This is a genomic window from Massilia sp. PAMC28688 (genome assembly GCF_019443445.1).
Classification (GTDB): Bacteria; Pseudomonadota; Gammaproteobacteria; order Burkholderiales; family Burkholderiaceae_D; genus Telluria_A.
This window is the reverse complement of record NZ_CP080378.1, coordinates 4,567,062-4,588,417: the sequence shown is the minus strand read 5'-3', so window position 1 is coordinate 4,588,417 and position 21,356 is coordinate 4,567,062. Positions and strand designations below refer to the sequence as shown.

The following is a 21,356-nucleotide window of genomic DNA, read 5'->3' as shown; positions in this document are numbered from 1 at the left end:
GTCGCCTGGCAGCCCGGCACCAAAATATCGCCGCTCGGTGATGCCGCGTTCCGGAGAGTTGAGCTGGGTGTGACGACTCGTGGGATCATGTACCAATCCGTAGCTGGCCGCTGTTTAAAGCCAGGCACGTTTTGCGTACACTGTTCGCCAACGATAACCGACTGCCGATTTCATGACCCAAGCCCTGCACAGCCAAGCCCGTACGACCCACCTGATACGTGAGGAAATTCGAACGTCCACTTTGTCCCAGGCGGCACTGGCGCGACTCTACAACGTCAGCCGGCAGACAATTCGCAAATGGCAGGACCGAGAAAGTCCGCTCGATGGCTCGCATTGTCCCCTCACGTTGAATACCACGCTCACACCGGCGCAGGAGCTCATCGTGGTGGAATTGCGCACGACGCTTCTGCTGCCCACTGACGACCTGCTGGCCGTTACACGTGAGTTCATCAACCCGGCCGTCTCCCGCGCTGGCTTGGGGCGTTGCCTGCGCCGCCATGGCGTGTCGGACCTGCGCAATCTGGTCGCCGTGCAGGAAGGCGACAAACCGCCCGCCGCGAAGACGTTCAAGGACTATGAACCTGGCTACCTGCACATAGACATCAAGTACTTGCCGCAGATGCCGGACGAAGATGCGCGCCGCTATTTGTTCGTCGCCATCGACCGCGCAACCCGCTGGGTCTACATGGACATCTACGCCGACCAGTCCGATAGTAGCAGCGTCGATTTCCTGTCCAAGGTGAAGGCCGCCTGTCCGATCAAAATCGTCAAGCTGCTCACCGATAACGGCAGTCAATTTACAGACCGTTTTACCAGCAAGAAAAAGGACCCCGACGGCAACCGAATACCCAGTGGCAAGCATGTGTTCGATGTCCTGTGCAAGCAGCTCAAGATTGAGCACCGACTCATTCCGCCACGCCGCCCGCAAACCAACGGCATGGTGGAGCGCTTCAACGGCCGCATCAGCGAGATCGTCAACCAGACTCGCTTTGGTTCCGCAGCCGAGCTCGAATCAGCCCTGCGAAACTATGTGAAAATTTACAACCACAACATTCCTCAACGCGCATTAAAGCACCAGACGCCGATTCAGGCACTTAAGAAATGGCAGCAAGAAAAGCCTGATCTGTTCCTAAAACGCGTATATAACCAAGCGGGTCTTGACAGCTGGGCACTATGGATCATCAGTGCCTTCACCATCGCGGGCGAGGCAGTAATTTCGTAAGGACGCCCCGGCAAGGCCAAACTGTGCCACGTACGGGCTGCCATGGCAGCTGCGATCGGTGCGGCATAACTGGTTCCGGCACCGCATGAAAACCCAACCCCTGGTATCAGCACATTCAGTCCGATGTTAGCTGACTGCATATTGGCATCTGCGTTGCCGCCAACGTGAACGATATCGGGCTTTGGCGTGTAAACCGGGCCCGGTCCCCGTCGCGAATAAGGCGCAGGCTCATCGGCGCGGACTAGACTGGCATGATCGTCTCGGTGCGTTATCGCGCCTACGGTCAGCCCACGCACAGAATCGGCGGGACTCGTGATGCGGTCAGTCAGTGGGTCGTCCGCCGCTGGCCAGCCGCGGCGGGGCAAATGCAGGTAGTTGCCGGCTGCGATAACAAAGAGGACGCCAAAGGCATCGCTCAGCGCATCGAGTTCGCGACCAAAGTCACTAAACTCGTCGTCGCCAACCTGCACCCCGCCCAAGGAAAGATTCCATACTTTGATGTCGGGCCGCTTCGCCAGCGCTTCGCGCAGGCGCAAAATCAGATCAGTCTCAAATGCGCCGTTTGCCTCGAGAGCGCACACGTCGTGAACCCGACAAGCCGCGCGCGGAAAGTAAGGGTGATTCCCGTTTAAGCCAGCACTGTCAACGATCAGCGACGCAACCGCTGTACCGTGAACATAGTCGGTGTCGGGCGGCAAGAGGTAGATATCGCGGCTGGTAACCCAGGGCCCAATCGCAACGCCGTCAGGGTCGACACCAGAGTCAAAAACTGCCACCACAGGCAGCCCTGGCGGCGGTGGAATTGTCGTGAACAGTGGAACGACAGGAGCCGGCGGCAACACCGCCGCTGCCGGCAATATCTTAGGCTCGGGCCGCAAACTGCGCACGCCCTGGTACTGCAAAATCGCAGTCATCGCCGCCTGCGTCATCGCATCCGTGATCGACACCAAAAACAAGGGAGGGCCAACCCGTTGATCGATGGCGGCAAATTCCAGCTTGTAGAACGCGAGCAACTGCTTGAACCGGTCCACGACCACTTGCGTAGTCGCCGCTGTCTGATGCGCGAACAGTTTAATCAGCAGCCGCCTTTCGAGGGCGCGCAAGCTGTCTAGTACCTGTTCGATCGGCATGCCACGATATGCCTTAGGGAGTCGCCGCTGGGCATTCCACGCTTCAAAGCCATCAATGGCAGAGAGATTGGCCCGGATGTTCTTGCTGTCGCGCTGACCAATCACGCTGCTGAGCTGAGCCAGGCTCGCGGCGTTGACCGCGACAAGCATTTCGTTAATCTCTGCGTGACCTGCTGATTGAATGTTCGCCGCCTTTATCACTTCCATGGGGCGATGGGTTTTTGCTACTGCCTGGTCACGCATCCGTATAACCATGACTCCTGGAACATCTGGTACAGACGCTTCGGCCGCGATCGCGGCGGCAGCTTGGCCCATTGATAGCTGCAATGCGTAGCGTAGCTCAGGAGTAACGGGAACGAGTTCTGTTCCTCCCCTGCCGGGTGTGACGACACCGGACAAGTCCCTCGACTGATAAGCGACATGGGCAATGGGATTGCCAGTCTTGAAGTTACCTCTTGCGGGTGGATTTGCCTGGGATGCCATGTTTGCCTTGGACGAGATAGGTTATTTGCCTGGTCGAAACAGAATATAGCCGAGACAGTTCCCGTATCGAAAATATTTTTGCATCCCATTCACGCAACCAGGCGACCTCATCGCCCACCGAAGCCAGTGTCTCACCTTGCGACAGGGCCATGGCCAGGGCCAAGCGGCGAAACAACTCAGCCGAATCGACCTGAGTTTTTCCCGCAAGGATGGCGTGCCTCTTGGCGTCCATGACCACAAGCTCTATCAGCGCGCCTGATGCGCCTTCGGACTTGGCAATCAGCGGCGCCATATCGAGGCCATCGGGGACGAAGGAGCTGAGCATTTCCTTCCACATCTTCTCGCGCAACTCTTCATCCGGTAGCGGCAGTGGAAGTTGGAATGGGAACCGGCGCCATACCGCCGGATCAAGCAGGCGTTCGTGGTTGGACGCCGCCAAGACAATAGTGTTCTCGGATAACGCATCAATGTTCTGGAGCAGTGCGATCACTACGCGCTGCAGCTCGCCCACATCGCGCTCATTGCCGCGCGCCGACGCCAGCGCGTCGAACTCATCGAGGAAGAGCACGCACGGCCGCTGCTCCACGTAGTCGAACACCCGACGCAGGTTCTTGCTGGTCTGACCAAGCAGGCTACTGATCAAGGTATCGCATCGTACCGTTAGCAAAGGTAATTCGAGCTCGGCTGCGATCCATCGTGCAGTCTGCGTCTTGCCAGTCCCCGGTGCACCATAGAGGGGGCGAATAGGGAAAACGGAAAAAATCGGGCGCTAAGGCGATTTGGCCGAGCATATCGCCCGCAAACCATTCCGCGCAGTCGACTTGCAAACGCCCTGACCCTATACTGTATAGTCGACATTTATGACCGGGGGCGGTCTTTGCTTGGAAAAATAAAAGATGTCGAACGCGCAGCTGATGGCAGTAGTCGAGGTAGACAAAGGAGATCGGATAATTTGTCAGCGCGACGGCTGTCGCCACAGCGTGTACAAACGCATCCACATCGTGCGGGAGAATGGGCGGTTCACCGTCCTCGGCTCCGAGTGCTTCAAGCTCCTATACGGCTCCTATGACACCGGGGCGGTGCCCGTTTATGGATCAAGCGCTGGCCAGCTTCTTACCGACGCCGAGCGTCAGCTACTAGCCGAAAACACTGAACGCTTCATTGCCATGCTGGAGGTACAGCGGCTTCAACTGGAGCATGCCCGAGCACTGGATTTACGCGCTAGACAAGAAGAACAGCGAGAGCGCGAGGAAGCTGCACGAATTATCAGAGGCGCCTCGGATACGCTGCGTGACGAAGAACGCAATGCTCAGTCGCCTGCCCTGGAAAACTGCCGCCGGCAATACCCAGGGCTCAATCTGGCCACACCAGGCTGGCAGGGCTTGGTTTATTTAGAGAAGCTAAGAATCTTGCGTGAGGGGCGGGGGAATCGATTCACGCAGCCGCGAACTGAATCTTCCCTTTTCTAGAATATTTCCTACTCTTGGGGCTTGCGCAGCTCCCTGAACCCGCCTTCGGCTATACGCTGCTGGCGCCACACATAGTCCCCGGTCAGGTTGATGTGCTCCCAGCCCAGCGGTGACAAAAATTGCAGCATACCGTCGTCTGGCAACTTGCCTTTCTCACGTAAGGCCTGCGTCGCCCGCTCCAGGTAGACCGTGTTCCACAGTACGATTGCGGCCGTCACCAAATTCAGGCCGCTGGCGCGGTACCGCTGCTGCTCAAACGACCTGTCGCGGATCTCGCCCAGCCGGTGGATGAATACCGCCCTGGCCAGCGCATTGCGCGCTTCGCCTTTGTTCAAACCGGCGTGTACGCGTCGGCGCAGCTCGACGTTCTGGAGCCAGTCCAGGATAAACAGCGTGCGCTCGATCCGCCCCAGCTCGCGCAGCGCGATCGCCAGGCCGTTCTGGCGCGGGTAGCTGCTTAACTTGCGCAGCATGAGCGACGCTGTGACGGTGCCGTGCTTGATCGAGGCGGCCAAGCGCAGCACGTCGTCCCAGTGTGCGCGCAGATGCTTGACGTTCAGGCTGCCGCCGATCATCGAGCGCAAGGCGGGGTGATCGCCCACTTTGGCCGGCACGTACAGCTTGGTGTCTCCCACATCGCGGATGCGCGGCGCGAAGCGGAAACCCAGCAGGTGCATTAGCGCGAACACGTGGTCGGTGAAGCCGGCGGTGTCGGTATAGTGCTCCTCAATGCGAAGGTCCGATTCGTGGTACAGCAGGCCGTCGAGCACATAGGTCGAGTCGCGCACGCCGACGTTGACCACTCTGGTGCTGAACGGCGCGTACTGATCGGAAATATGGGTGTAGAACAGCTTGCCGGGCTCGGCGCCGTACTTGGGGTTGATGTGGCCCGTGCTCTCGGCCCGGCCGCCCGCGCGGAAGCGCTGGCCGTCCGACGACGACGTTGTGCCGTCGCCCCAGTGCGCAGCGAAGGCGTGCTTGAACTGGGCGTTGACCAGTTCAGCCAGGCCGGCCGAATAGGTTTCGTCCCGGATGTGCCAGGCCTGCAACCAGGACAGTTTCGCGTAAGTGGCGCCGGGACTCGATTCCGCCATCTTGGTCAGGCCGAGGTTGATGGCGTCGGCCAGGATCGCGGACATGAGGAACGTCCGGTCCTTGGCCTGCTCCCCGCTCTTAAGATGGACAAAGTGGCGCGTGAAACCTGTCCAGTCGTCCACGTCCATCAGCAGTTCGGTGATCTTGATCCGGGGAAGCATGCCGCTGGCGAAGTCAATCAGCGCCTGGGCCTCGTCCGGCACCACGGCGTCCTGTGGGATGATCCTCAGTCCTGTCTCAGTAATGATCGCATTGGGCAGTTCGTTCGTCAGCGCGAGCCGGTTGGCGGTGGCCAGTTGCTGTTCGAGCAAGAGCAAGCGGTCGTGCAGGTACTGGTCGCAGTCCTGGTTGACCGCGATCGGCAGCTCGCGCGCTGATTTCATCGCCCCGAACTTTTCCGTGGGTAGCAGGTATTCCTCGAAGTCCCGGAACTGGCGCGAACCCTGCACCCAGATGTCGCCCGACCGCAACGAATTCTTCAGCTCCGACAAGACGCAAATCTCGTAGAAGCGGCGGTCAAGACCGTCGTCGGTGATGACCAGGGGCTTCCACCGCGCCTTCACGAACGCGATCGGCGCATCGTCCGGCACCTTGCGCGCCCCGGTCATGTTCATCTCGCGCAGGACGTCGATCGCGTCCAGCACCGCTTGCGCCGCCGGCGCAGCTTTAAGCCGAAGCACATCGAGGAACTCAGGCGTATAGCGCCGCAGGGTGCTGTACTGCTCTCCCACCAGGTGCAGGTGGTCGAACGTCTCGGGCTGGGCCAGTTCTGCCGCCTCGGTCACGCTTTGCGTGAAGTCTGTCCACGGCAGCACGGCCTCGATCGCGGCATACGGGTCCATGCCGGATTCCTTGGCCTCGACCAGCGCGCGCCCGATTCGGCTGTACAGGCGCACCTTGTCGTTGATGGCCTTGCCCTGCTTCTGGAAGTCCTGCTGATGCTTGTTCTTGGCCGCGCTGAACAGCTTGATCATGATGCGGTCGTGCAGGTCGACCAGTTCGTCCGTCACGGTGGCCATGCCTTCGATGGCCAGCGCCGCCAGTGTCGCATAGCGCCGCTCATCCTCGAACTTCGCCAGGTCGCGCGGCGTCATCTGCGCACCCTCGCGCGCCATCTTCAGCAGGCGATTCTGGTGGATCTGGCGGCCAAGCCCCTCCGGCAGTGCCAGAGACTGAAACACCTTGAGCCTTTCGATGTGTTCGCGCATGTAGCGGGAATTGGGCTTGAGCGGAGACTGGCGCAGCCACACAAGCCAGGTGATGCTCATGTCAGGCGCCACGTTGAGCAGGTTGTCAAGCGAGCGCTTGTGGTGCCGCTCCAGCGGATCGATCAGCGCGCGGTAAATGCGCCGGTTGGCCCGCGTCACGGCCTCGGCGCAGGCCCGCTCGATGACAGGGAGCGCCGGCAGGATGATGCGCTTCTGGCGCAGCGTTTCAAGGGAATGCGCGGCGATGACCATCGCCTTGTCGGTCTGCATAGCGAGGTCGGCCAGGCTGTCCACCAGCTTGCGGAAGTCCGGCAGGCCGAAGACTGACAGTCCCAGGTAGGCGCGCAGCTCGTGCAGGTGTTCGTTGCGCGTCTTCTCCCGCTCGCCGTATTCCGGCCAGGCGCCGGCGTCGCTGCGCACCTGCTTGGCGATCCAGTGCAACACCGAATCCGGCAGCGCGGTGTCGCTGGCAAGCGCGTAGCCGGGATAGCGCAACAGGCACATCTGGACCGCAAACCCAAGGCGATTCGCTGCCCCGCGCCGCTGCCGGATCAACGCCAGGTCGGCATCCGTGAAGCTGTATTGCTGAATCAAATCATCCTGACTTTGTGGCAATACCAATAAGCTGTCGCGTTCGGTATCGGACAGCAGTGAGCGGCGTGGCATTCGGTCCGATCCTTCGCTGAAAGGTTTGTGTGGTGCGCCGGTAGAAGGATCGCCCTGACAATGGTTCGCATCATTCGAACCCATTAAATTTAAAAAGGTAAAGCGCTTTACGTTTTTGTCTTCCGTGTTTTCGGACTGGCTGCGGCGGGTTTCTTTTTCAAATCCGCGTTCTCGCCCTCCAGCTCGCTAACGCGAGCCTCCAGCCGCTCATTCGCCTGGTGGGCATGCTCCAGGCGTTCCACCACCATTTCCAGTTCAAACTGCCTGCTGCTAGCTAACTCGCGCGTCGCCGTCAGTCCTTCCGTGGCCTCGTACAGCTTGCGGGCTTGCTCCCTGGCCGCGTCTCGCTGCTCGTGCAATGTGTGTTCCAGCTGGGCCTTCTCGCTCCGCAGCACGGCCAGCGCCTCGCGGCCGTCCTGGAAGTTGGCGCGCAGCGTGGCCGCCTCCTGTTCGGCGCGGGCAATCCGCGTTTCGTAGGCGTGCTTGTCATCCTGCCGCTGGGCCGCGCTCGCCTCCTGGAAGTGCTCGAACTGGCGCCGCGCCTGCGCCAGCTGGTCCGCCAGCTCCCGGACCTCGGCCGTGCGGTCGGCCAGGCGCTGGGCCTGCCCCGCCTTTTCTGATTCCAGGGCGGCGATCGCCACCGCATCTTGATGCCGGGCAGCCTGCTCGCGCGCGAACGCCGCCATTACGCTGTGCAGTTCGGCTTTCAGGGCTTCGCGCTCTATGCCAAGCTGGCGCACCTCTTCGCGCAGCGCCTCCGCCGCTTGTGCGACTTTATGTGCCGCCAGCTGGTGCTCAATGCGCAGCTGCTCGACCTGAACCTGCGCGCCTACCTGCACCCGGTCGTAGACGCCCTTGATCGCCTCCAGCAGATCGGCCGGCACGCCCGCGCCCGCCGCCGCGACCTCGCCTTCGTGCTGCGCCTTCCATTGTTTAAGCATTGGCGCGATCGTGCTCTTGCTGCCGGTGCCGCCCAAGGCCTCGCGCACGGTGTCGACGGTGGCGTTCTTGCCGGCGGCGGTCAGCTGGGCGGCCGCCTTGGCGACGTGGGAGTACAGGATACCGGCTCTGGCCATGATCGCTCCTTGGATAAGATAACGTGCGGTGTAATACGTAATGGTACGTTATATTACGATATAAAATCGATCCGAAATGAGTGAATAATTAGGCTCGATAATGTAGATTATCGACACCGATGTCGATCCGCAGCGTGCTATCCTGCCGTAACCCCCGTTACAAGCCCGACCGCGAGCAACACAGCCATGGCCACCCCCGAACCCGCCGACAACGGCGCCGAAAATAACGATGCACACCCAGCGTCGGCGCTGCACTCTGCCGTTACAGCTGTGGACGCCGTGCTCGCAGCCCAGCACCGCGCCGTCCTGGCCGCCGCCACGGCCGACAACACGCGCCGGGCGTACCGGTCCGCCGTAAACCACTACCTGGCGTGGGGCGGCGTGTTGCCGGCCGACGAAGCGGCGATCATCCGATACCTGCTCACCTACGCGCCGACCCTCAATCCCCGCACCTTGGCGTTGCGCCTGACGGCACTGTCGCAGTGGCACGTCCACCTGGGCTTCCCCAATCCGGCTTCGACACCGACCGTGCGCAAGACACTGACGGGGATCGCACGCACGCACGGCCGCCCGAAGAAGAGGGCCAAGGCCCTTCCAATCGAGGACCTGGAACGTATCGTGGTGCAGCTGGTCAGCGCCGGCACGTTGAAGGCGACGCGCGACAACGCACTTTTGCAGATCGGTTTTTTCGGCGGATTGCGGCGCAGCGAGCTGGTCGCCATCGAGGTCGGACATATTGGCTGGACACCCGAGGGCATCGAGATCATGCTGCCGCGCTCGAAGACTGACCAACTGGGCGAAGGGATCATCAAGGCGATCCCGTACAGCGACGGCCCTTGCTGCCCGGCGGCGGCGTTGCGCGCCTGGCTCGACGCCGCCGACATCATGGCCGGACCGGTGTTTCGGTCTATCAGCAAGTGGGGGACGGTGGCCAGCGCCGCTCTGGGCGTGGGCAGCGTGAATACGATCCTGGAGGATTGCGCGACACTGGTCAAACTCGACTACGTGCTAGACCTGTCTAGTCACAGTCTGCGGCGTGGCATGGCCACCAGCGCGCACCGCGCCGGCGCCGACTTCCGCGACATCAAGAAGCAAGGAGGCTGGCGCCACGACGGCACGGTCCATGGCTACATTGAGGAGGCCAGCCGGTTCGAGGATAACGCGGCCGGCAGTCTGTTGCGTAAGCGGGTCAAACCGGCCTGATTTGTCTCAGCGCCCGCTTGCCCGTTGTTGAAAAGCAGCACCGGCCGGCCCCCGGCTGTGCCGGGGCGAGCGACGGCATGGCGCGAAGCACGTCCCCGGCGGGCATGCTCAGTAAAGGCGTCTACAGGAAGGGGATGGCATCAAATTCATTGCGCCAGGACATAATGCGCCAAGGCCATCGCTTCGCCCTCGCTCAGTTGGGAGAAAGCTGGCATCGGTACAGGCCCCCATTTGCCAGCGCCGCCCGCTCGAATATTCCTCGCCACCAGTGATACCGCGTCTGCCTTGCCCTTGTACTTTGCCACCACTTCCTTGAATGCCGGCCCGACGACCTTTTTGTCGATCGAATGACATCCCATGCAAGCATTTGCGGCAAGCAACGCTTTCGTATCGATTGCTGCGGTGGCGCCGGCCTTCGGTGCAACTGCAGCTGGCTTTATCGCCGCGTTCGCAATCGGCACTGCGTTACTGCGTTCGGCACCGTAGGTCTTGACCAGGTAATCGACCATGTCCGGGATATCCGCGTCTGAGAATTGCGCACCGAACGGTTTCTTCATCTTTCTCACGGTGGCATCCCAGTAGCCGCGCGGCGATGTCGTGGGCTGCGACTGGATGTAATGGACCGAGTGACATGTCATGCAGTTGCGCTGGGCCAGCGCATATCCCGGCAACTCGCTGGGTTTGAAGACAGCAGTTTCAGGCGGAAGCTGAATGTCGAGGGCGAAAGCTGGGGCCGCAGCCATCAGACTGATGGTGAACAGAGAGCAAATCAGTGGATGTTTCAATGTGGTTCCCCTTATACCGCGACGACGCGCGTCGATTCGACCACATTGCGCATGTAGCCGGCAGGGTTCCACAGGGCGCTCGCGGGTTGGCCTTGACCGATCCGGTTGCCCGCCCGAACCAGCAGTTCGTGGTTTCCTTTTTGTTTCGGCGTGAACGCCGCGCTCCACTCTCGAAAAGAGTAGCGCCCCAGGTCCTTGCCCAGTTGTGCGGCTTGCCAGTTCTTGCCACCGTCGGATGAAAACGCCACCTCATTCACGCCGTAGCCGCCGTCGAACGCAATCCCGCGCACCACCGTCTGGCGCCCGACCTTGACGTGCATGCCGTCGGTCAGGCTGGTCACGAACGAGCGCACGTTGAGGCGATTGATCGGGACGGTCTTGGTCGGCGCCTTTCCCGGCTCGGTACAGGCGCACTGATTGTCGGGGATGCGATAGGCCGTGCTCATCCAAAATCCGTCGAATACCTTGTCGGTCACGGTAATGTCGGACAGATGCTTGACCCAATAGGTGCCGTAGTAGCCGGGCACCACCAGGCGCAGTGGGTAGCCATTCAACATCGGCAGATCGGCACCGTTCATTTGCCAGGCCAACATGACTTCGCCGTCGAGCGCATGGTCGATATTGAGCGCCTTCATGAAATCGGGCCCGTCGCCAACGGGCGGCGTGTCAAGGCCGTTGAACGAGACCTGTACCGACCCGGCCTTGACGCCGGCCTTTTCCAGCACCTTGCGTAGCGGCACGCCAGTCCAGCGTGCGTTGCCCATGGCACCATTCGATAGCTGGCCGCCGTTGGCGCGCGGCGACAGGTGGCCGCGGCTGTTACCGGAACACTGGTTCACGGCAACCAGTTCGGTGGCGTCAGCCATTTGCTTGAGGTCGGCGAGCGAGAGCTCCAGCGGCGTATTAACATTGCCGCCGACTTTGAGACGGTATGTTTGCGCATCGATCGCGGTGGGAATGCCGCTCCAGTGATATCGGACGAAAAACGCATCGTTCGGCGTAATCACCGATTCGTTGAACACACTGAACGGAGTTTCCAGCTGCGGCGGACGGGCGGTCAGCAGGATCAGCGGCCGCTTTTGAGGATACACGACCAGTTCGCGCTCGCCGTTTTCAAACGGCAGCGTGACGTGGCCTGCCTCCGCCGCGAGCGCGCTCAATACCGGACTGCCGAACACGCCGGCGGCACCGAGCGTGCCGGCCTGCCTCATAAAGGAACGGCGCCGCAACGCCTCCGCCGTCAATATCAACGAGTTCTTCGCCATACTGGTCTCCGTTATTATTGTGAAATCGGTTAGCTCGATACTGCCACAGTATTGTCGTGATTTGCTTACTGCACGCTACTCAATACGGCTTTTTGTGGATCGACGGCCACGTCCCCTTCCATCACCAGGATGCGACTCGCCGTCGCGGCCTTGTCGTTGAGGCTGTTGCTCACGGCGCGCATCGGTCCGATCGCAGTGCCGTTCGCCATCCCCATCGGATTCGTCTTGAAACTGGCCACCGGCGCGGCCTGGCCGGTGACGTACACGCTGTACGCGGTCTGCGGCTTGAGTTTGAACAGCGACACTTCCAGCGCGTCCACCACGCCCAGGTTACGGGCCACAACGAATCCCTTGGCCTCGCCGGCAGCGGGTTTAAGCGCAATGTTGATTGGCTCGCTGTTGGCGCGCGGGACCAGGTTGGTCATGCCGTCGCCGTGCGGCACGGCGTTCGAAACGTACACCAGTGCCTGCGGCGCCTGGCCGACCGGTGCGCGCGCAATCACCTTGTTGGTGGCGCTGTCGATGACATCGACCGCGTCGCCGTTTTCAAGTCCCACATACAGACGTGTGCCGTCGTCGGAGGTCCAGATGCCGTGGGGCAACGCGCCGGTAGGGATCGTCGCAACCAGCGTCGGCGTGGCGTCGGTGGTGTACACCTTGACGACATTCTCACCGCCGATCGTTACGTAAGCACGGGTGCCAGCCGCAGTCTTCGCGAACGCCAAGTGGTTGGTAATGAAGCCGGTATCGATGACGCCCTTTACTTCCAGGCTGGCAGTATCGATGCGCGTCACTTTGCCGGCATCCTTGTGCGTCATCCACATTTCCTTGAAATCAGGGGTGAACTGAAGGAACGGCGAGAACGGGCTGACGACCTTAATGTGCTTGATGACCTTGTGCGACTTCATGTCGATCACGTCGACCACGGGATTGAAGCTGGAGACGACGAACGCCAGCTTGCCGTTCGGCAGGAACTGCACCATGCCGGGGCCGGCGGTCGTCTCGATCCGCTTTTTCTCCTTGAAGGTGACCGGGTCGATCACCGAGATGTAGTCTTCGCCGCGCACCACCGCCCAGACTTCGCGGCCGTCGGCAGTGAAAAACCCTTCATGGGGCGAGCGACCGATATAGGTGATTCCTTTGACCTTGTTGGTCGCCGTGTCGATGAATGCCACCGAGTTAGAGCCGTTTGAAATGGCAATCAGGGTCTTGTGGTCGGGCGAAAAGCCCAGGCCGTGCACATTGATCTCGCCCTTGTATAGCGGCGACAACACGTCGGGACGCTGGTTGCCCAGTTTGATCTGGCCGAGCAGCAAATTGGTCGCCGGGTTGATCACTGAAACGGTATTGGTATTCTGGTCAGCGGTGTAGACGCGGTCTTGCGCGCCAGGAGCGGCAAACGCGGAGGCGGTGAGCAGGCTGCTGACGGTCAACGAGAAAACGCAGTGACGGAGTTGCATGATTTATTCTTTCTTGGTGATCGAAGTGGGAGCAACTTTTGCCTGAGCCGATTGGTAGCGCTGCAACCAGGCCTGCATAATGTTGATTTCGTTTTGCTGTTCCGTGATGATGCCTTGGGCGACGTTGCGCAATTCAGGATCCTTGGTGGTGAGCAGGAGCGCTTTCGCCATGTCGATGGCGCCCTGGTGGTGCGGAATCATCATCGTCACGAAATCATGTTCCGCAACGCCATTCATTGGCGCGCGCTTCATGCCGTCATCCATGACGGCCATGGCATCGTCCGTCAGCGCGGCAAACGGCTTGGCCGTGCTGGCGATAAATACGGGGGGCTTTGCCGCTGGCGACTGGCCATGATGGTGGGCCATGGCCTGTCCGAGAGCACTAGCGCCAATCAGGGCGGCAACGGCGAACGTGGCCAAGCGTCGAAGGTACAAGGGACGGTTCATTAAGGTCATGACGGTTTCTCCAGTTGGTCGTACACGGCGGTGGCAACGCGCGCCAGTTCGGCCTTGTTAATTCCAGCCGACAGCGCATAGCCGAATTTGCCGTCGATCCAATAAAACACATTCACCGGTCCCTCCTGGGCGAAGCGAAAACCTGTGTCCTTGTTGTGCGCCTGGTCGGTCGACACGTACAAGGTGAGGCGCTGCCCGGTCGCGTCGTGGTACATGAACTGCGCCACCGCGCCTTGGGCGCCAGGGAGCAGGCGACCACCGATCAGCTCGTAGCCGAGTTTGCCCAGCCGGGGTGGCCGAATTGCCGTGCCGAGGCGTTTGGACAGCCATGCCACTAGCTGCTCTTCCTGGTCAGCCCCGATTTCCACCGGCCGCTTGACATCCGGGCTATAGACAACGTGGGCGATTGCGGCCTGATGGGCCAAGCCGGCAACGTACAGCGCCGGCCTGGCCTGCATGGAATCACCTTGGGCGTACTGAATCTCGCCTGCCTGCTGGCCATGCAGCAGCCACCCTGTCGTGCCGCTGAACAGGGCGATGGCAAGACCGGCTACCAGCCGCTGCCATTGCCACTGGCGCGGTCGCGCTGCGCTTAAGCGCTCCGGCACCGCTTCGTCGAGCACGGGATTGAAAAGCGCGCGCAGTTCATCGTTTTGCGCTGTATAGGCGCGCAGTCGCTCCGCCTCTTCCGGGCGCTGCGCCAGATAGGCGTCGACCTCGAGTCGGCGCGCGGCAGGCAGCTTGCCGTCGACGAAGGCGTGCAAGTCGGCTTCCGTGATGGGTAGGGTATTCATTTGACCACCTTCAAGGGTGCGATGTACGCTCTCCCTTCCATATTCGCGCGCATTTTTTCACGCGCGCGCGACAGGCGCGACATGACCGTACCGATGGGAATCTTGAGCGTTTGCGCGACGTCGTCGTAACTCATTTCTTCCAAGGCCACCAGCAGCAGGATTTCACGCTGTTCCTCTGGCAGCGCACGCAAGGCCGTTTCCATGTCGCGCAGTTCGAGTCCGCTTGAAGGACTGCCAGGTGCTAGTGCCATCGATGTCTCCTCGTTGAGCGCTTCCGTCGGCACTGAAGGCCGCCGCGCCTGGTCGATACGCACGTTGTGCATGATGCTGAACAACCATGCGCGCATATCGCTACCACCCTCCCATGACGCCAGTCTCCCCCATCCGCGCTCGACCGTGTCCTGCACCAGGTCGTCGGCGCCGGCCCGATCGCCGACCAATGCCCGCGCATAGCGGCGCAGACGGGGAATGCAGGCCAGCAGCTGGTCGCGCGAATTGGGCATGGATGTCACTGGAGTATCGGTCGATTAATCAATAAGCTGCTGCGGTCAGTTTCGGATCGATCTGCCAGGTTTCGTTGACCAGCTTGCCATCGCGGTAGGTCAGCACATAGCGCACATTGACCTGTGCCTTGCCTTCGAACTGCACCTTGGCGACGATCGTCGCACCCTTTGGGTTCGCCGATTCCTCCAGAGCAAGCACAGTCACGCGCGCCGGCCCGACAGCCTTGCCGAACTTTTCCCAGGTGGCGCGAATGGCATCGGAACCGGCGTACATGCCGTCAAGCGGCCCGCCGACCCATGTCAGCTGGGCGTTGTCGGCATAGCCACGCATGATGACGGACGTGTCACCGGCGCCAATGGCGCTAAAGTGAATCTGCGCGGCATCGCTCATCGGGCTGGCGACAGCGCTGCCGATCGAAGCAATAGCGAGGATGACGGCGAAGATCGCTTGTTTCATGAAATTCTCCCTGGTTGGGTCAGTCGGACGGAAAAAACCGGTGTTATCGAGGTGAACGGATCTGCGGATGATTTATTCCATCTATTTCAAATTAATTTTCGCAGGCGTTTCGTCGCGCGCTATTTGGGAGAGGCGGATCATCGCTTCCAGCGCCAGAGATGCCTTTGTCTTGTACCGTTCGGGATGGCGCAACATGTAGAACGCGCGCTCCGGCAAGTCGATGTTTGCTTTCGCCAGCAAACCTGCCCGCAGATGCGAGGCTACTACCAGTTCCGACATGGCGGTGGCGAACTTGCCGGCCATCACAGCGGAGCGGACCGCTTCGTTGGACGGCAATGTGAGTGCGATATCGAGTGCATCGAAGTCGACATGCATCGCCTGAAGTGCGCACTCGAGCGCCGAGCGCGTGCCGGACCCCTTTTCGCGCAAGATCCACTGTGCCTCAAGAAGATCCGCGTGCAGCAGCCTCCTCCCTGAAGCCCATGGATGGTGCGCTGCGACTACAGCGACGATCTGGTCGGATGCGATGGCATCGACCGATAGTGTCGGCTCGTCGATGGCGCCCTCGACAAAGCCAAGGTCGGCGCCCCCCTGAAGCACTGCTTGGGCGACATTATGGGTGTTATCGATGGTCACGCTCAGTGCGATCGCCGGATGCGCTTGGCGAAATTGCACGAGGTACTCGGGTAGCCAATAGCTGGCGATAGTCTGACTCGCATGAATGGTCAGCGTGCCACGTTTCATTCCACCCAGCTCGGCCAATGTCAGTTCGGCGGCGCGCGCGCTGGCGATCGTGCGGCGTGCTTCTATCAGGAAAATACGGCCCGCTTCGCTGATCTCGATGCCGCGGCCGACGCGATTGAATAGGGCAGTACCATAGCGTTCTTCCAGCACCTTGATCGAAGCACTTACCGCTGAAGGGGTGAGCGCCAACACTGCGGCGGCCTGGGTCAAATGCTGTCGCTCGGCGACTTCAACAAAAATCCGCAATTGTTCTAGTGTCATCTGATTGTTCAATTCTATTGAACGATATATTCGATATTGTAAGATGGACATAACAATCTGTCGACTTGATAATCGTTCTATTGAATTCGAGAATCAGGAGCGGCAAATGGTCAAGCAACCACTAAAACTCGTTCGCAACGCGCTGCCAGGCTTGGCACTTTGCGCTGTGGTTACTGCGATAGCTTACGCAATGGAAAACATCGAAAGCGCTTTATTTGGCCACGCATGGCTCGAAAGCCTGGTGCTGGCCATTCTTCTAGGCACCGCCGTGCGGACGGTGCATCGGCTCGATACTCGCTTCGAAGACGGCATCCAAGTCGGTGCGAAATTATTGCTGGAAATCGCGGTCGTGCTGCTGGGCGCTTCGGTCAGCGCCGGTGCGCTGCTCGAAAACGGCATCGGTCTGATGAGCGGCATCGCGGCAGTGGTCGCCATCGCGATTGCGCTCAGCTTTGCCCTTGGCCGTGCTTTTGGTCTGCCGCGCAAGATGGCCATCTTGATTGCCTGCGGCAATTCGATTTGCGGTAACTCTGCCATTGCCGCGGTGGCCCCGGTTATCGATGCGGATGGAAAGGACGTCGCTGCGGCGATCGCCTTCACTGCCGTGCTTGGCGTTGTCGTGGTGCTGGTGCTGCCGCTAATGGTGTCACTGTTGTCGTTTTCACCAACGCAGTTCGGTGTCTTTGCCGGGCTGACCGTCTACGCGGTGCCCCAGGTGCTGGCCGCGACCTCATCGATATCGCTTAGCAGCGTCCACATCGGCACCCTGGTGAAACTGGTGCGGGTGCTGATGCTGGGCCCAGTCGTGCTGGTACTGTCGCTGATTGGTCGGCGCGAAGGTGGTCGTCGTCCTGCGCTGTCGCATATGGTCCCGTGGTTCATCGTCGGCTTTTTGCTACTGCTGACCTTGCGCTCGTTCGGCGCCATTCCAGAGGCGGCAATTGCGCCGATGCACGTGACGGCGAATTTCCTCACCATTATGTCGATGGCCGCACTCGGACTCGGCGTCGATGCGCGCTCAGTCATGCGGGCCGGTTGCCGGGTCGCCGCAGTTGTCGTGTTGTCGCTGCTGGCGTTGGCAGTCATCAGTTTTTTCCTGATAAAAATGCTCGGCATCGTTTGAAGCACTGCCCGATTAGCGGCTACCGTTAGAAATCGAGGATCTGTATTTTTTTAATACGAGAAACTTGGTGGTATTGCAGAAAGTTACAGTCTGATACGCTTGGCAAGCAGTCGCGCAATGCGCTTGCCAGAGCGGTCTTGATTCATCGCTTAGGTGATATGTGCGACCGCGGCTTAAACCTGGTGACGGGCGCCATCGTTCTTTGGCATGCGGTGTTTCTGGAGCGGGCGACACAGGTTGCGCGCGGTCCTGGCAGCACCCCGACGCCAGTATGCTGCAGTTTCGTGTCCTCGTTGGCCTGGGAGCACATCTACGGGACCGGATATTACATTTGAAGGAAGAGCAAGAAGGTTGATGAGAAAAATATCGGCCGCTGCGGACTTCAAGAATCGGTAACAGGGCTTAGCGCCCGATTTTTTCCGTTTTCCCTATTCTCCCCTTGTTCACCACAGGACTTGGTGCAGCGGCCGTGTTAACGAGCCTCCTCAACTCAAAAATATTTGCCAGGAGGCATCATGCATTTCTGGAAAAAATATCTCAAAGCAAGGTTGATGCGTACGACCAGCCGCGCTTACGAGAAGACTTTCGCTTGCGAAAACACAGAGGTCAAGGCGCAACAGCGCAGGAGAAGAAATGAGTCAATTTGGGCCCTATGAACTTTCATTGATGCCTAGCTGGGTTCTTTGGTCAATTATGATTTCCTTCATTGTTGTGCCGTTGGTAGTGGTGTTCGTCCACCTTCGCCTCTCCGCTAACGATGAATCTCATGGCCTATCAAAAAACAGCGAGGACCCAGGGATGGAGCTGGTGACAGAACCACAACAGGAGCCAGACACCCAGCGAAAGGCTTTTGTCGCCTTCTACGCCGTGTGTATCCTAGCCGGTCTGGCAATTCTAATCACTAAATTTGACAGCCTGAGCGAACGGCCACCTGCTACGCTGCAACTTGTCAGCCTGGTCATCGGCCTGGTGGGATGCAGCCGGGTGGTATATTTGTTGTCCCGTCAATAGGCGGCACTCGACCTTGTAAGCACTAACAAAGTTAGGGCTCCGATGGCAGCCCGGGGCGGGCTGACGAAGCGCGCAGGAGATCAAGCTCAGCGACGACCTCCGTTTCACGTTGCGTTGCAGCTGCCGCCAAGTCCTTCGCCGCACGCACCTCGCGCTTTGCCGCATCATGGCGCGTTCGCAAAGCTTCGACCTCGACCCTCAAATCCGCGAGTTCTACCTGAACTTTGCGGGCAAACGCCTGTTCCTCGTCGAGCCGACCACTCAATCCTGCAGCGCGCGCCTTCTCGTCATTCAGCGTTTCTTGAAGCTGGCCCATGCGGCCCATTGCACCGGCGAGGGAACTCTCCAGGTTACTCGCCTTGCTGCGGTAGGTATCGGCCGCAGCACGCGCACCTCGCGCGTCTTGGTCGCTGCGGTCCCATTGCTCCTTCCAGTGCCTTGCTTCACCCCGCGCTTGGTCAATCTGCACCAGCGCATATTTGCGGGCGCCGTCCAGTTCCACCAGTGCCGCAGCCTGGTCGGCCGCCTTCCTGGCCAGTTCCGCTGTCAGTGCCTCGATGCGCTCGTCCTTGGCTAGGATGACCGCGTGCAGCGACTGCTCCTCAGCACGGATCCCGCTCACCAGCTGGTCCAGCCTGGCAATTGTCTCGTCACGCGCCTCCAGCGCTGCCTGAGCGGTGTCAAGTTCATAGCGCAAGGCGTCGCTGCGCTGATCCGCCCGCTTCAAGTCGTCCTGCAGAACCTCACGATCGCGGGCAAGCTTCTCGCGTTCAGCGACAAGCCGCTCGTCCGCCTGTTCGACGGCCGCGCGCCACAGGGTGTGAAACATTGCCGTCATCCGGTCTGGCACCCCATCGGCCCCCGCGGCTCGCTTGAGGGCAAACAGCGCCTCATACCACAGACGGATGTCTTCCTGCACATCGCCGTCGCTGCCTTTTTTTACGCCGGCTATCTCGAGGGTCGTCTCGCGAACTAGGGAGACGCTCGGCTTGCGGCTGCGGGCGGCGAGCGCATCGCATGCGGCGAACGTGAGTTCCTGGCGCGGCAGCGCGGCGAAGTCCCGGCGGGTGGTTGGCTGTATCGGGGCGGTTGTCATTGTGGTCTGCCGTCGGACGAAGTAAAAGTCGGACTGCACGCAACCAGGTGGTGACGGGCGTAGGGGGCGCGTTTTACGAAAGCAGTCAAACATTTATCTCGCAAAGTGATGATGCAAATTTCGGACTATACAAATCCCAAGCTGGCATTCCGTTTGCCCTCACTGGGGGATCCTGGCCCTGTGGACCCGGGATATCCCATTGTCCATTTCCGCTGTCGGTGGGTTTATCGCACTCTCAAGTGTAGCCGTACTAAATGGCCTCGTCATGCTTTCGTTCATCCGTTCCCTGCGGAAGCAGGGGCTTTCCACTTGATCAGGCAGTGCGAGAAGGCGCGCTCAGGCGGTTGCGGCCGGTATTGATGACGGCGCTCGTCGCATCGCTAGGGTTCGTGCCTATGGCAATTGCAACAGGGACGGGGGTGGAGGTTCAACGTCCACTGGCTACCGTCGTGATCGGTGGAGTGCGTTCCTCGACGGCACTGACACTACTGTTGCGCCCACTGATGTACCGGCTCGCCCATCGCATCGGGGGAGGATAGGGAAAACGGCAAAAATCGGGCGCTAAGGTCAATTTGACCGATATTGAGGGTCTAGCGAATCGATTCATGCCGCCGGAAACCGAATCATCCCTCGTCTAGATTATTTTCTCCTCCTGGGGCTTGCGCAGCTCTTCCGTGTTTTCGGATTGGCTGCGGCGGGCCTCTTTTTGATACCCTGCCGTAATCCCAATTACAGCCCGAGATTGAGCGACACCGCCATGGCCATACCCGCACCCGCCGACATCTGCCCTGATATCATCGATGCGCACCCGGCGCCGGTGATCCATACCGGCGGCGTTACATCAGCGCTCGCGGCTCAGCACCGTGCCGTGCTGGCCGCCGCCACGGCCGACAACACGCGGCGCGCCTACCGGTCCGCCGGCAACCATTACCTGGCTTGGGGCGGCGTGCTGCCGGCGGACGAAGGGGCGATGCTCCGCTACCTGCTCGCCTACTCGAATGCCCTCAATCCGCGCACCCGGGCCCTGCGCGTCACGGCGCTATCGCAGTGGCACGTCCACCAGGGCTTCCCCGATCCCGCGTCGACGCCGACCGTGCGCAAGACCCTGACCGGGATCGCGCGTAAGCATGGGCGCCCGAAGAAGAAGGCCAAGGCGCTGCCGATCGAGGACCTGGAGCGGATCGTGGCGCAGTTGGGCAGCGCCGGCACTCTCAAGGCTGCGCGTGATAACGCGCTCCTGCAGATCGGTTTTTTCGGGGGCATGCGTAGGAGCGAGCTGGTTGCGATCCTGGTCGAGCACTTAGGCTGGGTGCCGGAAGGCATAGAGATTATGTTACCTCGCTCGAAGACCGACCAGCTGGGCGAAGGGATTATCAGGGCGATCCCGTACAGCGGCGGCCCCTTCTGCCCGGCCACGGCGCTGCGCGCATGGCTTAGCGCCGGCGGCATCACGGCCGGGCCGGTGTTTCGGCCAATCAGCAAGGGGGGCGTGGTGGCCGACACCGCCCTGGGCGAGGGATCGGTCAATGATGTCCTCGCGGCGTGCGCAGCGCTGGCGGGTCTGGACTACGCGCCGGACCTGTCTAGCCACAGCCTACGGCGCGGTATGGCCACGAGCGCGCACCGTGCCGGCGCCGACTTTCGCGACATCAAGAAGCAAGGAGGCTGGCACCATGACGGCACTGTGCAGGGCTACATCTAAGAGGCAAGCCGGTTCGAGGACAACGCGGCCGGCAGTCTATTGCGCACGCGGGTCAAACTAGCCTGATTTGTCCTAACGGTCGATTCTTTCATTCCCCCCAATTGATTTTGAACGCATTGGCATGTATTTTTCGAGTTCTGCGGGGCA

At 60.5% G+C, this 21,356-nt stretch carries 19 protein-coding genes and 2 pseudogenes; 8 read left to right on the top strand and 13 right to left on the bottom strand.

Annotation, left to right across the window (positions count from 1 at the left end; all coding sequences use genetic code 11):
* The first annotated feature begins 172 nt into the window (after nt 1-172).
* Nucleotides 173-1,222, top strand: coding sequence for an IS481 family transposase (locus KY495_RS20430; protein ID WP_219881140.1), 1,050 nt, complete (start codon nt 173-175; stop codon nt 1,220-1,222).
* On the opposite strand, the pseudogene KY495_RS24140 reads toward KY495_RS20430, so the two are convergent.
* A pseudogene (locus KY495_RS24140) lies at nt 1,222-2,136 on the bottom strand (S8 family peptidase); the annotation flags it as partial. The gene KY495_RS20430 and the pseudogene KY495_RS24140 overlap by 1 nt on opposite strands.
* A gap of 664 nt (nt 2,137-2,800) precedes the next feature.
* A complete protein-coding gene (locus KY495_RS20425) occupies nt 2,801-3,580 on the bottom strand; it encodes an AAA family ATPase (protein ID WP_374041013.1) in 780 nt (259 codons plus the stop codon).
* Between the two features lie 151 nt (nt 3,581-3,731).
* Here KY495_RS20425 and KY495_RS20420 point away from each other — a divergent pair, with 151 nt between their 5' ends.
* Nucleotides 3,732-4,304: a hypothetical protein gene (locus tag KY495_RS20420; RefSeq protein WP_219881139.1), complete on the top strand. Its 573-nt coding sequence runs from the start codon at nt 3,732-3,734 to the stop codon at nt 4,302-4,304.
* A gap of 8 nt (nt 4,305-4,312) precedes the next feature.
* Here the strand turns inward: KY495_RS20420 and KY495_RS20415 are convergent, their stop codons facing one another.
* Complete coding sequence (locus tag KY495_RS20415; RefSeq protein WP_219881138.1) at nt 4,313-7,273, bottom strand: Tn3 family transposase; 2,961 nt, start codon at nt 7,271-7,273, stop codon at nt 4,313-4,315.
* Between the two features lie 107 nt (nt 7,274-7,380).
* Complete coding sequence (locus tag KY495_RS20410; protein WP_219881137.1) at nt 7,381-8,349, bottom strand: DNA-binding protein; 969 nt, start codon at nt 8,347-8,349, stop codon at nt 7,381-7,383.
* Between the two features lie 186 nt (nt 8,350-8,535).
* On the opposite strand from KY495_RS20410, the gene KY495_RS20405 reads away from it, so the two are divergent.
* Nucleotides 8,536-9,552, top strand: a complete 1,017-nt coding sequence (locus KY495_RS20405; protein ID WP_083684450.1) for a tyrosine-type recombinase/integrase — start codon at nt 8,536-8,538, stop codon at nt 9,550-9,552.
* Nucleotides 9,553-9,698: 146 nt separating this feature from the next.
* On the opposite strand, the gene KY495_RS20400 is transcribed toward KY495_RS20405, so the two are convergent.
* From KY495_RS20400 to KY495_RS20365, 8 genes are all read right to left on the bottom strand, one after another.
* The gene (locus tag KY495_RS20400) at nt 9,699-10,337 is read right to left on the bottom strand and encodes a c-type cytochrome (RefSeq protein ID WP_228892616.1); all 639 of its coding nucleotides are present in this window, start codon (nt 10,335-10,337) and stop codon (nt 9,699-9,701) included.
* 11 nt (nt 10,338-10,348) lie between these two features.
* Nucleotides 10,349-11,548: a molybdopterin-dependent oxidoreductase gene (locus KY495_RS20395; protein WP_370660048.1), complete on the bottom strand. Its 1,200-nt coding sequence runs from the start codon at nt 11,546-11,548 to the stop codon at nt 10,349-10,351.
* Between the two features lie 119 nt (nt 11,549-11,667).
* The gene (locus KY495_RS20390) at nt 11,668-13,062 is read right to left on the bottom strand and encodes a beta-propeller fold lactonase family protein (RefSeq protein ID WP_091874567.1); all 1,395 of its coding nucleotides are present in this window, start codon (nt 13,060-13,062) and stop codon (nt 11,668-11,670) included.
* A 3-nt stretch (nt 13,063-13,065) separates the two neighbouring features.
* Nucleotides 13,066-13,509, bottom strand: coding sequence for a DUF305 domain-containing protein (locus KY495_RS20385; protein WP_051306793.1), 444 nt, complete (start codon nt 13,507-13,509; stop codon nt 13,066-13,068).
* Between the two features lie 5 nt (nt 13,510-13,514).
* Complete coding sequence (locus KY495_RS20380) at nt 13,515-14,312, bottom strand: anti-sigma factor (RefSeq protein WP_075791080.1); 798 nt, start codon at nt 14,310-14,312, stop codon at nt 13,515-13,517.
* Nucleotides 14,309-14,815: an RNA polymerase sigma factor gene (locus KY495_RS20375; RefSeq protein ID WP_027868096.1), complete on the bottom strand. Its 507-nt coding sequence runs from the start codon at nt 14,813-14,815 to the stop codon at nt 14,309-14,311. The genes KY495_RS20380 and KY495_RS20375 overlap by 4 nt, the downstream gene beginning before the upstream one ends.
* A gap of 28 nt (nt 14,816-14,843) precedes the next feature.
* On the bottom strand, nt 14,844-15,272 hold the full coding sequence (locus KY495_RS20370) for a nuclear transport factor 2 family protein (RefSeq protein ID WP_075791082.1): 429 nt from the start codon (nt 15,270-15,272) through the stop codon (nt 14,844-14,846).
* Between the two features lie 81 nt (nt 15,273-15,353).
* Nucleotides 15,354-16,328, bottom strand: a complete 975-nt coding sequence (locus tag KY495_RS20365; protein ID WP_228892619.1) for a LysR family transcriptional regulator — start codon at nt 16,326-16,328, stop codon at nt 15,354-15,356.
* Between the two features lie 55 nt (nt 16,329-16,383).
* Between KY495_RS20365 and KY495_RS20360 the strand changes: the two genes are divergently transcribed.
* The 3 genes from KY495_RS20360 to KY495_RS20350 all read left to right on the top strand — a co-directional run bounded on the left by KY495_RS20360 (nt 16,384) and on the right by KY495_RS20350 (nt 18,411).
* Nucleotides 16,384-17,400, top strand: coding sequence for a YeiH family protein (locus KY495_RS20360; protein ID WP_075791083.1), 1,017 nt, complete (start codon nt 16,384-16,386; stop codon nt 17,398-17,400).
* Between the two features lie 158 nt (nt 17,401-17,558).
* Entirely contained in the window at nt 17,559-17,735 is a 177-nt protein-coding gene (locus KY495_RS24410; RefSeq protein ID WP_371873468.1) for a Tn3 family transposase, read from the top strand.
* A gap of 298 nt (nt 17,736-18,033) precedes the next feature.
* Nucleotides 18,034-18,411, top strand: a complete 378-nt coding sequence (locus KY495_RS20350; protein WP_219881135.1) for a hypothetical protein — start codon at nt 18,034-18,036, stop codon at nt 18,409-18,411.
* A 31-nt stretch (nt 18,412-18,442) separates the two neighbouring features.
* Here KY495_RS20350 and KY495_RS20345 read toward each other — a convergent pair whose 3' ends face one another.
* Nucleotides 18,443-19,507, bottom strand: coding sequence for a DNA-binding protein (locus tag KY495_RS20345; RefSeq protein ID WP_219881134.1), 1,065 nt, complete (start codon nt 19,505-19,507; stop codon nt 18,443-18,445).
* Between the two features lie 143 nt (nt 19,508-19,650).
* Between KY495_RS20345 and KY495_RS20340 the strand changes: the two are divergent.
* Both KY495_RS20340 and KY495_RS20335 read left to right on the top strand, forming a co-directional pair.
* Nucleotides 19,651-20,046, top strand: a pseudogene (locus KY495_RS20340) (efflux RND transporter permease subunit); the annotation flags it as partial.
* A 203-nt stretch (nt 20,047-20,249) separates the two neighbouring features.
* Nucleotides 20,250-21,209, top strand: a complete 960-nt coding sequence (locus KY495_RS20335; RefSeq protein WP_229518393.1) for a tyrosine-type recombinase/integrase — start codon at nt 20,250-20,252, stop codon at nt 21,207-21,209.
* Nucleotides 21,210-21,356: the final 147 nt, after the last annotated feature.

What these genes read in the sequence shown, in the direction of transcription:
- KY495_RS20430 (WP_219881140.1), top strand. Translation starts at nt 173, where the DNA reads ATGACCCAAGCCCTGCACAGCCAAGCCCGTACGACCCACCTGATACGT.
- KY495_RS20420 (WP_219881139.1), top strand. Translation starts at nt 3,732, where the DNA reads ATGTCGAACGCGCAGCTGATGGCAGTAGTCGAGGTAGACAAAGGAGAT.
- KY495_RS20350 (WP_219881135.1), top strand. Translation starts at nt 18,034, where the DNA reads ATGAGTCAATTTGGGCCCTATGAACTTTCATTGATGCCTAGCTGGGTT.
- KY495_RS20385 (WP_051306793.1), bottom strand. Translation starts at nt 13,509, where the DNA reads ATGAACCGTCCCTTGTACCTTCGACGCTTGGCCACGTTCGCCGTTGCC.
- KY495_RS20380 (WP_075791080.1), bottom strand. Translation starts at nt 14,312, where the DNA reads ATGAATACCCTACCCATCACGGAAGCCGACTTGCACGCCTTCGTCGAC.
- KY495_RS20415 (WP_219881138.1), bottom strand. Translation starts at nt 7,273, where the DNA reads ATGCCACGCCGCTCACTGCTGTCCGATACCGAACGCGACAGCTTATTG.
- KY495_RS20360 (WP_075791083.1), top strand. Translation starts at nt 16,384, where the DNA reads ATGGTCAAGCAACCACTAAAACTCGTTCGCAACGCGCTGCCAGGCTTG.
- KY495_RS24410 (WP_371873468.1), top strand. Translation starts at nt 17,559, where the DNA reads ATGTGCGACCGCGGCTTAAACCTGGTGACGGGCGCCATCGTTCTTTGG.
- KY495_RS20390 (WP_091874567.1), bottom strand. Translation starts at nt 13,062, where the DNA reads ATGCAACTCCGTCACTGCGTTTTCTCGTTGACCGTCAGCAGCCTGCTC.
- KY495_RS20370 (WP_075791082.1), bottom strand. Translation starts at nt 15,272, where the DNA reads ATGAAACAAGCGATCTTCGCCGTCATCCTCGCTATTGCTTCGATCGGC.
- KY495_RS20410 (WP_219881137.1), bottom strand. Translation starts at nt 8,349, where the DNA reads ATGGCCAGAGCCGGTATCCTGTACTCCCACGTCGCCAAGGCGGCCGCC.
- KY495_RS20395 (WP_370660048.1), bottom strand. Translation starts at nt 11,548, where the DNA reads ATGAGGCAGGCCGGCACGCTCGGTGCCGCCGGCGTGTTCGGCAGTCCG.
- KY495_RS20405 (WP_083684450.1), top strand. Translation starts at nt 8,536, where the DNA reads ATGGCCACCCCCGAACCCGCCGACAACGGCGCCGAAAATAACGATGCA.
- KY495_RS20375 (WP_027868096.1), bottom strand. Translation starts at nt 14,815, where the DNA reads ATGCCCAATTCGCGCGACCAGCTGCTGGCCTGCATTCCCCGTCTGCGC.
- KY495_RS20365 (WP_228892619.1), bottom strand. Translation starts at nt 16,328, where the DNA reads ATGTCCATCTTACAATATCGAATATATCGTTCAATAGAATTGAACAAT.
- KY495_RS20345 (WP_219881134.1), bottom strand. Translation starts at nt 19,507, where the DNA reads ATGACAACCGCCCCGATACAGCCAACCACCCGCCGGGACTTCGCCGCG.